Here is an 8,645-nt window from a genome sequence, read left to right as displayed (position 1 = left end):
ATGTGCAACGAACTCCGCCGCTACGCGGCTCCGCCCCAAGGACCCATTCCTCCCCGGGCTGAAGCCCGAGGCATCCTGGGAGAAATCCTGTGACCGCCCGCAAGCCGTCCCGCAAAGCGCCCGCCCCCACCGAGGTCCCCCAAGTCCCGCTGCCGACACCGGACGGGACGCTACCCCCCGCGGCCCCGGCCGAGGTGGGCGCGCCGCCCTCCTCGGAACCGGCCGCCCCGGACGCTTCGGCCAAGCGGAAGAAACCTGTGGGCAAGCGAGCCGCCGAAACCGGTGACGGCGGCCCGTCGCCGCGTCCTCGCCGGGGCGCCGGCAGCCAGGGAGTACGCAAGGCACACCCCCTCGACGAGGGCGACCGGGCCCGGCTGCTCTCCGGTGAACACCACGCCCCGCACGACCGGCTCGGCGCCCACATGGGCCGCAGCGGTGTGACCTTCCGGGTACTGCGCCCGTTCGCGCGGTCCGTCACCGTGCTCGCCAAGGGGCTGCGGGCCCAGCTGCACGACGACGGCGACGGCCTCTTCTCGGGCCTCCTGCCGATGCCCGCGCTCCCCGAGTACCAACTCCTGGTCTCCTACGACGACAACGACATCGAAGTGCAGGACCCGTACCGCTTCCTGCCCGCGCTCGGCGATCTCGATCTGCATCTGATCGGCGAGGGACGGCACGAGGAGCTGTGGACCGCCCTCGGCGCGCAGCCCATGGAACACCAGGGCGTCCCGGGCACCCGGTTCACCGTCTGGGCCCCCGACGCGCGCGGGGTGCGGGTCGTCGGCGACTTCAACTTCTGGGACGGCACCGGCTTCCCGATGCGTTCGCTCGGCTCCAGCGGGGTGTGGGAGCTGTTCCTGCCCGCGATCGGGGAGGGCGCGCTCTACAAGTTCGACATCTGCCGCCCGGACGGTTCGCACACCACGCGCGCCGACCCGATGGCCCGCCGCACCGAGGTCCCGCCCGCCACCGCCTCGATCGTGACGGCCTCGCACCACGAGTGGCGGGACCAGGAGTGGATGGCCCACCGGGGGGACCTACCGGTGCACGAGGCGCCGTTCTCCGTGTACGAGGTGCATCTGCCGTCCTGGCGCCCGGGGCTCACATACCGCGAGCTGGCCACCCAACTCCCGCGATATGTAAGGGATCTGGGGTTCACCCATGTGGAGATGATGCCGGTCTCCGAGCATCCCTTCGGCGGTTCCTGGGGCTATCAGGTCACCGGTTTCTACGCCCCGACGTCGCGTCTGGGCACACCGGACGACTTCCGTTTCCTCGTCGACGCGCTGCACCGCGCCGGCATCGGCGTCATCGTCGACTGGGTGCCCGCGCACTTCCCGCGCGACGACTGGGCGCTCGCGGAGTTCGACGGCCGTCCGCTGTACGAACACTCGGACCCGTCGCGGGCGGCCCATCCGGACTGGGGCACGCTGGAGTTCGACTACGGGCGCAAGGAAGTCCGCAACTTCCTTGTCGCCAACGCAACTTACTGGTGCGAGGAGTTCCACATCGATGGGCTGCGGGTCGATGCCGTCGCCTCGATGCTCTATCTCGACTACTCGCGCGAGGACGGGAACTGGTCCCCGAACGAGCATGGCGGCCGGGAGAATCTGGACGCCGTCTCCTTCCTCCAGGAAATGAACGCCACCGTCTACCGGCGCAATCGGGGCGTCATCACCATCGCCGAGGAGTCCACCGCCTGGAACGGCGTCACCCGCGCCACCCACCATGTCGGCCCCGACGGTTTCGGCGGGCTCGGCTTCGGGCTGAAGTGGAACATGGGCTGGATGCACGACTCCCTCCAGTACATGTCGAAGGAGCCGGTGCACCGCAAGTACCACCACAACGAGATGACCTTCTCGATGGTGTACGCGTACAGCGAGAACTACGTCCTGCCGATCTCGCACGACGAGGTGGTGCACGGAAAGCAGGCACTGGTCAGCAAGATGCCCGGCGACTGGTGGCAGCGGCGCGCCAACCACCGGGCGTACCTCGGCTTCATGTGGGCCCACCCGGGCAAGCAACTCCTTTTCATGGGACAGGAGTTCGCGCAGGGAGCGGAGTGGTCGGAGGGGCACGGCCCGGAATGGTGGCTGCTCGACCCCTCGTACGAGGCGGAGAGCGACCACCGGGGCGTACGCACCCTGGTCGGCGACCTGAACGCGGTGTACGCCGCCACGCCCGCGCTCTGGCAGCGCGACACCGTCCCGGAGGGCTTCGACTGGGTGGACGGCGGCGCGGCCGAGGACAACGCCTTCGCCTTCCTGCGCTACGACGCGCACGGCTCGCCGCTGCTCGCCGTCTGCAACTTCTCCCCGGTGGTGCGGCACGACTACCGCATCGGCGTGCCGGACGTCCTCGGCGATCAGGTCGCGTGGGCGGAGGTCCTCAACACGGACGCCGCCCGGTACGGCGGCAGCGACGTACACCATCCCGGCCCGCTGAAGCCCGAACGGGTGGCCGCGCACGGCCGTCCCGGCAGCATCCTGCTGACGCTGCCGCCGCTGGCGACGGTCTGGTTCAAGCCGATGTGATCCGGGGGGAGGGGCCCGCGACGACCACGGGAGTTCAAGGTCCGGTCGCGGGCCTTCGCCGTGCCCGCCCACTCAGCCGCCGATCGCCTCGACCGTGCTCGCCCAGGAGTCGACGCCGTGCCCCTTCGCGATGGCACGGGCGGAGACGGCCTTGATCGCCTCCAGTTGGGCCGTGTCCAGGCCTCTGCTGCGGGACGCGTGCAGCACATGGTCGACACCGGCGGTCATCATGGCGAGGTTGGCACCAGCGCCGTTGTACTCCTTCGCGTCGATATCGGCCGCCGTCCCGGCCACGATGGGTGGCAGGATGTTCACGATGGTCCGCAGATACGGGGCGATGGCAGCCGCGGGAATGTTCTCGGCCCCGGCCAGGGCGAAGGCGTGGACCAGCCCCGCCATGCTCCCGTAGAAGAAGTCCAGCATGGCCATGTCGTACGCGGCGGCGAGTCCGTGATCCGGGCCCAGGAACGGGGCGCCCGCGCCGAGCGCCTTGAGTACGGCCTCGTACCTGTCGTACGCGGACTGCGACCCGGCGTAGAAGATCAGCGCCTCCGGCCCGCCGATCACCTCGATGGGCACCATGACGGCGCCCGCCAGATAGTCGAGCGCATGGGCGTCCGCCCAGGCAGCCGAGGTACGGGCACTGTCCGGGGTGTCCGAGGTGAGGTCGACCAGCACACGTCCGGCGAGCGCGTCCGTCAGCGGCGCCAGGATCTGCTGCGAGGCCTCGTGGTCGACGACACAGACGACCACCACCTCGCTTGCCCGTACAGCTTCTTCGGCCGATCCGGCCCGTACGGCGCCCCGGGCGACGAGCTCTTCGCCCTTGCCCGGGGAACGGTTCCAGAGGGTGGTGCGGTGGCCGGCTTCGAGGAAGGCCCCGGCGAGGGCCTGACCCATGGCGCCGAGGCCGATGACGGTGACGGTGACGGGTGTGGACGAGGTGTTCGTATGCGTAGGCATGCACACCATGGTCACCACAGCGTGTGCACCCGCCAAGAACCCACTTATTTCTCAGATACCCACCAAAAGGAAAGCATCCAGGCCAGGCCGCCCGAGGCTCGGAACTCGGGACTCGGGTACGTAGGGCCGCCTTCGAGCCCGAACCGGCATCCAGCATCATGTGGGCGTGATCACCATTCATCTGAAATACGAGATCGACGCCGACAAGCTTGAGGACTTCGAGGAATACGGCCGCCGCTGGGTCGGGCTCGTCAATCGTTTCGGCGGGACGCACCACGGCTACTTCCTGCCGAGTGAGGGCGACAGCGACATCGCCTACGCCCTCTTCTCCTTTCCCAGTTTCGCCGCGTACGAGCAGTACCGCACGGAGAGCATGTCCGACCCGGAGTGCCAGGATGCCTTCGAACTGGCTCGTAACACCGGCTGCATCAAGCGGTACGAGCGCCGCTTCCTGCGGCCGCTCGACGTCGCGTCCTAGGCCATGGGCCGGGCTTGGACGACTGCCCGAACGCCAGGACATGGCCATGAAATTCTTCGACCGGGTTGCGAAATCGGCCGTTCCTCAACCACCCTCAGCATGAGCCGAGAGGACGCGGCTCTACGACCTGGAAGCATGCAGACGGGCGCTGCCGTGCCGTGGCGTCGTGTGAGAAGGACCGTACGGGTTCGGTGAGTTGTGAAGCCGGCCCGTGCGGTCTGTGCCCATCCTGCGGAATGACTGGAGCACCCCAGAAGCACGCACTCCGGGTTCAAAGCACCCTCGCAAAGGGGGCGCGGAGAAGACGGCAAGCCCGGTGAGACGGTCCAGTCCCGGCCGGTTGCTGAATTCTGGCCGACTGCGCAAAGTGCCATGACGGGCGGTGGCTATGTCCCAGGGCTTCGGCAAAGTTCGCTCTCGACCCTGTTTGTTCGCATCTGCTCTACTGCGGACTCGGGTTCCGGCTGTTCATGCCTGGGGTGTCCAATCGTTCGCGAGGAGGCCAAGGATGGCCTCGTCTGCGTATGCGCCGTACACCCAGGCGGAGTGCCGCAGCGTTCCCTCTCGCGTGAACCCCGCCCTGGTTGCCGCTGCGATCATCGGGGTGTTGTCCGTGAGGGTCTCAATCTGCAGGCGCTGCAGTCCACGTACGGCGAATCCGTATTCGCACAGCGCCTGCAGGACATCGACGCCGAGCCCGCGGCCGCGGAATGCGGGTCGCAGGGAGATCCCGATGTGAGCCGTCCTGCTGTGCGTGTCGATGCCCCATAGCAGGGCCTCGCCGACCAGCTCCTGCGACTCCAGCTCCACTACGGAGAAGCAGGCTGCCTCGTCCGACGGCTCAGCCACTGCGTAGGGCGACTGCCCCGAGCCCGGCGGGATGGGCCGCCACGGGCGGGAGTCCGCGCGTGACCGTGTAGCCACATCGTCGTACAGCTCGGACTGGAGAACTGGGACGTCGCTCTCGTGCCGGGCACGCAGCCCGATCTTTTGGCCATGTATCACGGAGCATTGCTACACGAGGGGAAGCAGCCGATCAACCGCGTTTCCCCGGCGTTTCCACGCGGGTGGCGGTCATACGAGCCCAAGGAGGGCGAGCGGACGTTCCGGGTCGCGCGCGTTGCGCCGCAGGGCGGCGGCGGTGTTGGATGCGCCGGACAGTCGCAGGGCTCCGATGACGTCGAGACGGTGCCGGTCCCAGTTGTTCGCACTCGGCCGGCCGAACTTCTTCAGCGCCTTACGACTCAGAGTTCCCTCGTCGGCCCGGCTGAGCACTCCGCGGGCGTCCCCGACGAGGGAGAGGTCCTCGATCGCCTTCATCTCGGCCGTGACGGGGCCGAAGGTGGTCCAGTGCTCCCGGAAGTCGATGTGCTCGACGCCCAGGGCCGAGGCCGCGGTCGTGGCCAGGTCTGTGATCCAGTTGGTGCCGCACCGTAGTTTGCGAAGGCGGCGCCGGGACACACGGTCGCGGCATGCGCCATCCTCAGCGTGTCTTCAGGCCGCGGTCTTCGAGTTCGTCCGCGCACTCCTTCGGCACCGCCCAGTCCCTGACTGTGCTCCGGTACGCGGGGGTCGCGGACGGGTTGAGCGCTTCCTGCTGCTCGCGCTTGGCCTCGGCGCGGGCTTGTTCGATGTCGTCGGCGATCTCCTGGCAGTCGACGGCATACGTGCCTGCCGGCGTCGGCTCCTCGACGGGGGACACCCGCTTGTCCATGTACGGCTCGGCGTTGAGGGCGGAGGTGGCGGCGATGCCGACCAGACACAGCCCCGCCCAGGCGGCAATGATCCGCCGACGGGCGCTCAAGAGCCGGCCATTCCGACCGTTGGGCCAACGACGGTGATCACGGCGAAGGTGAGCATCGCAGTACACGCGACCTTCATCGGAGCCCTTTCTCAAGGGGTCGGTGCAGTGAGCTGTTTCCGACCTGATGGCCAGCGGGCCGAGTTGGCGCCGAGCCGAGCGCGGGAAGAGGCGAAGCTCCTGGTAGATGGGTTGTCGACCCATGTCAACCCGTCCGCCCGGAGCATCGTGTGCTTGTCTACCCATCAGGACTCGATCTGTCCAGTTCCACCCTTCGATTCCTGTCCGGCCCGCTGAGCGCCCGGCGTCGCGAACGCGGCACGCGGTGGCGTCGGCTTCCGGCGGACCGGCAGGCCCTACTCGTGCTGGCCCATCTGCGCTGCGGACACACCTACACCCAGCTCGCGGCAGGCTTCGGCGTCGGGATCGCCACGGTCTACCGCTACGTGGCGGAGGCCGTCGCGATTCTCGCGGCACTCGCCCCGGGCCTTGCCGCCGCCACCCGGACAGCGGCATGCAAAGCGTTCGTGATCCTCGACGGCACGCTGCTGGCGATCGACCGCATCGCCGCCGACCGGCCGTACTACTCCGGAAGGCACCGTGCGCACGAAATGAAACGTGCAGGTCGTCGCCGACCCGGCGGAAAGGCTGCTGTGGGCCGAAAGGTTGCGAAGTGCCACGACCGGGCGGTGGCCACGTCTGGCTCCGCCGGTCGAACGGTGCTGCCCCGCGGCTCGGAACTCGAGTTCCGGGCTTCGAGGGTCGGGGTTCGAGCTCCGGGACCGGCTGATTCACTCTTTCGTGGGTACGAGGAGGGGGCCGGGCCCGACGCTTGAGCTTCGGGATCCGGGCGTCGGAATCCGGGCCCCGGGATTCGAGCGCTCTTGATCAACCGGTAGGTGAAAGAAGGGGGTTGGGGAAACCTCCCCGTCCTCCCCGCCACGTCGCGGCCAGCAAGTACGACTAATCCTGACCAGCTTGCGGCGCGCTGTCGCGGCTGCTTACGGTGCCCCCAACGAAACGACCCCGACGCGGTGTTGGAAGCACCGGGCCGGGGTCTCACCCCAAGATCGACAAGGACCCGATCTCGTGGCTACCGAGAACCTTAGCCCTGCCCTGCGTACGCCCGCATCCTCGCGCCCGTACGCGAAGGCCGGCCGCGGCTATGGCAAGCGATCTGCACCGGACCAACGCCCCGCGCGTGCCGATGACTTCATGCTGCTTCCCGAACGCGAGCGCTACATCGCCGGGTACGTCGACCACCTGCCCGACGGTGCGGCCATGGACATCAAGTCGCTGGCCAAGAGCATCCCCCTGTACGGGCAGATGGCCGTCGGCAGCGCCCTCAGGGCACTGGGAGTGGCCGGTCATCTACGGCACGCCCAGTGCCGGGTCGAAGAACGCGGCCAAGTCCGCTGGGTCACCCGCACCTTCTGGTCCCGCACCGCTCGCGACAACGAATGGTGGGGCGCCTTCCTGAACGCCGAGAACGACCGTGCCACCCAAGAAGCAAACGCTCCCCGGACGCCGCCCCGGGTCCCCACGCAAGCGCCCGCTCCCCGAGCCGGGGCAGAACCGCACGCCCCGGCCCCCGTGACACCGGCCGAGCCCACAGCGCAGCCCACCGCGCCCGGCCCCGTACCCGTCGTACCGCAGCAGCGAACCCCCGAACCGGCCCCGGCGCACCCCTCGCCCGCGTACCTCGCCCTGGCCCAACTGGGCCGAATCGAACCGCGCCTGGCCCTCTCCGCCGCCGACTGCACCGTCCTGGAACCCCTGGCCGCCCAGTGGTTCACCCGGGGCGTGGACACCGACTACCTCACCCACGCCCTCGCCTCCGGCCTCCCCGCCCAGGTCGACTCCCCCATCGGCTTCGTACGCCGCCGCCTCACCGACAAGATCCCACCCCACCTGCCCACCACCCCGACACCGGCCACACCAGGCACTCCGGTCCGCCGCCTGATGGTGGAATGCACCGAATGCGGCACACCCGGCCACCCCGAAGCACTCCCCGACGGCCTCTGCCGCCCCTGCCGCACACCCGCCCCGGACCCCGCAAGCGAGCAGGTCACCGGAGCCAACGCCGAACGCGACGTCCGCGGCCTCGTCGCCGAACTCCGGGGCATGCTCAAGCGCCCCTGAAACGCGCCTGAGCTCGGGCATCGGCCGTCGGCTTACGATGACCAGCACCGCGGAGAGCTCTCGATCAAGGATCAAGACAATGACACTTCTACGCGCGAGCAGCAGCGGCGACACCGAATCAGTGCGGAAGCTCGTTCAGACCCAGTCCGACGTGGACGTGCGTGCCCGGGGAACGGGGAGAACGCCCCTTCTTGAGGCGGTCATCTGATTCCTCCGTGGACACTCCGCCCTTCGGGGCGGAGAGGAAACGGACTCCTGCGGAGCAGGGCAAGGGCTGCGATTCGCCGCCAGGCGGATCACAGTGCCCTGACCTGCCGATTTGATCTTTACATGCGGTCGTATTAGTTTGTGAGCATGGCCACGAACCATGTGAAGCGGGCGTTCAAATACCGCTTCTATCCGACAGATGCGCAGGCAGCTGAGCTGTCGCGCACGTTCGGATGCGTGCGGAGGGTCTACAACCTGGCGCTTGCGGCCCGCACCAAGGCGTGGACGCGGCAGGAGCGGGTCAACTACAGCCAGACCTCGGCCCTGCTGACGGCGTGGAAGAAGACCGAGGAACTGGCCTTCCTCAACGACGTGTCGTCGGTGCCGTTGCAGCAGACGCTGCGGCACTTGCAGACCGCGTTCAGCAACTTCTTCAGCAAGCGGGCCAGGTACCCGCGCTTCAAGGCCCGCAAGAAGTCCCGCAAGTCCGCCGAGTACACCACCAGCGGTTTCCGCTTCC

The 8,645-nt window shown here is 68.5% G+C and carries 8 protein-coding genes and 1 pseudogene; 5 read left to right on the top strand and 4 right to left on the bottom strand.

Annotation, left to right across the window (positions count from 1 at the left end; genetic code table 11):
• Window positions 1-89: 89 nt before the first annotated feature.
• A complete protein-coding gene (gene glgB, locus ACFVV1_RS40480) occupies window positions 90-2,534 on the top strand; it encodes a 1,4-alpha-glucan branching enzyme (protein WP_390000588.1) in 2,445 nt (814 codons plus the stop codon).
• Between the two features lie 72 nt (window positions 2,535-2,606).
• Here the strand turns inward: glgB and ACFVV1_RS40475 are convergent, their stop codons facing one another.
• Complete coding sequence (locus tag ACFVV1_RS40475) at window positions 2,607-3,497, bottom strand: NAD(P)-dependent oxidoreductase (RefSeq protein WP_390000585.1); 891 nt, start codon at window positions 3,495-3,497, stop codon at window positions 2,607-2,609.
• Between the two features lie 166 nt (window positions 3,498-3,663).
• Between ACFVV1_RS40475 and ACFVV1_RS40470 the strand changes: the two genes are divergently transcribed.
• Window positions 3,664-3,975, top strand: coding sequence for an NIPSNAP family protein (locus ACFVV1_RS40470; RefSeq protein ID WP_390000583.1), 312 nt, complete (start codon window positions 3,664-3,666; stop codon window positions 3,973-3,975).
• 468 nt (window positions 3,976-4,443) lie between these two features.
• Here the strand turns inward: ACFVV1_RS40470 and ACFVV1_RS40465 are convergent, their stop codons facing one another.
• The 3 genes from ACFVV1_RS40465 to ACFVV1_RS40455 all read right to left on the bottom strand — a co-directional run bounded on the left by ACFVV1_RS40465 (window position 4,444) and on the right by ACFVV1_RS40455 (window position 5,779).
• Window positions 4,444-4,980, bottom strand: a complete 537-nt coding sequence (locus ACFVV1_RS40465; protein ID WP_390000580.1) for a GNAT family N-acetyltransferase — start codon at window positions 4,978-4,980, stop codon at window positions 4,444-4,446.
• Window positions 4,981-5,049: 69 nt separating this feature from the next.
• Window positions 5,050-5,436: a hypothetical protein gene (locus ACFVV1_RS40460; RefSeq protein WP_390000577.1), complete on the bottom strand. Its 387-nt coding sequence runs from the start codon at window positions 5,434-5,436 to the stop codon at window positions 5,050-5,052.
• Between the two features lie 22 nt (window positions 5,437-5,458).
• Complete coding sequence (locus ACFVV1_RS40455; RefSeq protein WP_390000574.1) at window positions 5,459-5,779, bottom strand: hypothetical protein; 321 nt, start codon at window positions 5,777-5,779, stop codon at window positions 5,459-5,461.
• Window positions 5,780-6,006: 227 nt separating this feature from the next.
• On the opposite strand from ACFVV1_RS40455, the pseudogene ACFVV1_RS40450 reads away from it, so the two are divergent.
• The 3 genes and pseudogenes from ACFVV1_RS40450 to ACFVV1_RS40440 all read left to right on the top strand — a co-directional run.
• Window positions 6,007-6,436, top strand: a pseudogene (locus tag ACFVV1_RS40450) (transposase family protein); the annotation flags it as partial.
• Window positions 6,437-6,865: 429 nt separating this feature from the next.
• A complete protein-coding gene (locus ACFVV1_RS40445) occupies window positions 6,866-7,918 on the top strand; it encodes a MarR family transcriptional regulator (protein ID WP_390000571.1) in 1,053 nt (350 codons plus the stop codon).
• A 354-nt stretch (window positions 7,919-8,272) separates the two neighbouring features.
• Window positions 8,273-8,645, top strand: a 373-nt coding sequence (locus ACFVV1_RS40440) for an RNA-guided endonuclease InsQ/TnpB family protein (RefSeq protein ID WP_390000568.1), incomplete at its 3' end; no start/stop codon positions are given.

Origin of the sequence: Streptomyces sp. NPDC058092 (genome assembly GCF_042884935.1) — a bacterium.
GTDB lineage: Bacteria > Actinomycetota > Actinomycetes > Streptomycetales > Streptomycetaceae > Streptomyces.
Note: the sequence above shows the minus strand (reverse complement) of the source record. Positions and strands in the feature narration are given on the sequence as shown.

Excerpts from the sequence above, each read along its gene's own strand:
- ACFVV1_RS40475 (WP_390000585.1), bottom strand. The coding sequence starts at position 3,497 with ATGCCTACGCATACGAACACCTCGTCCACACCCGTCACCGTCACCGTC.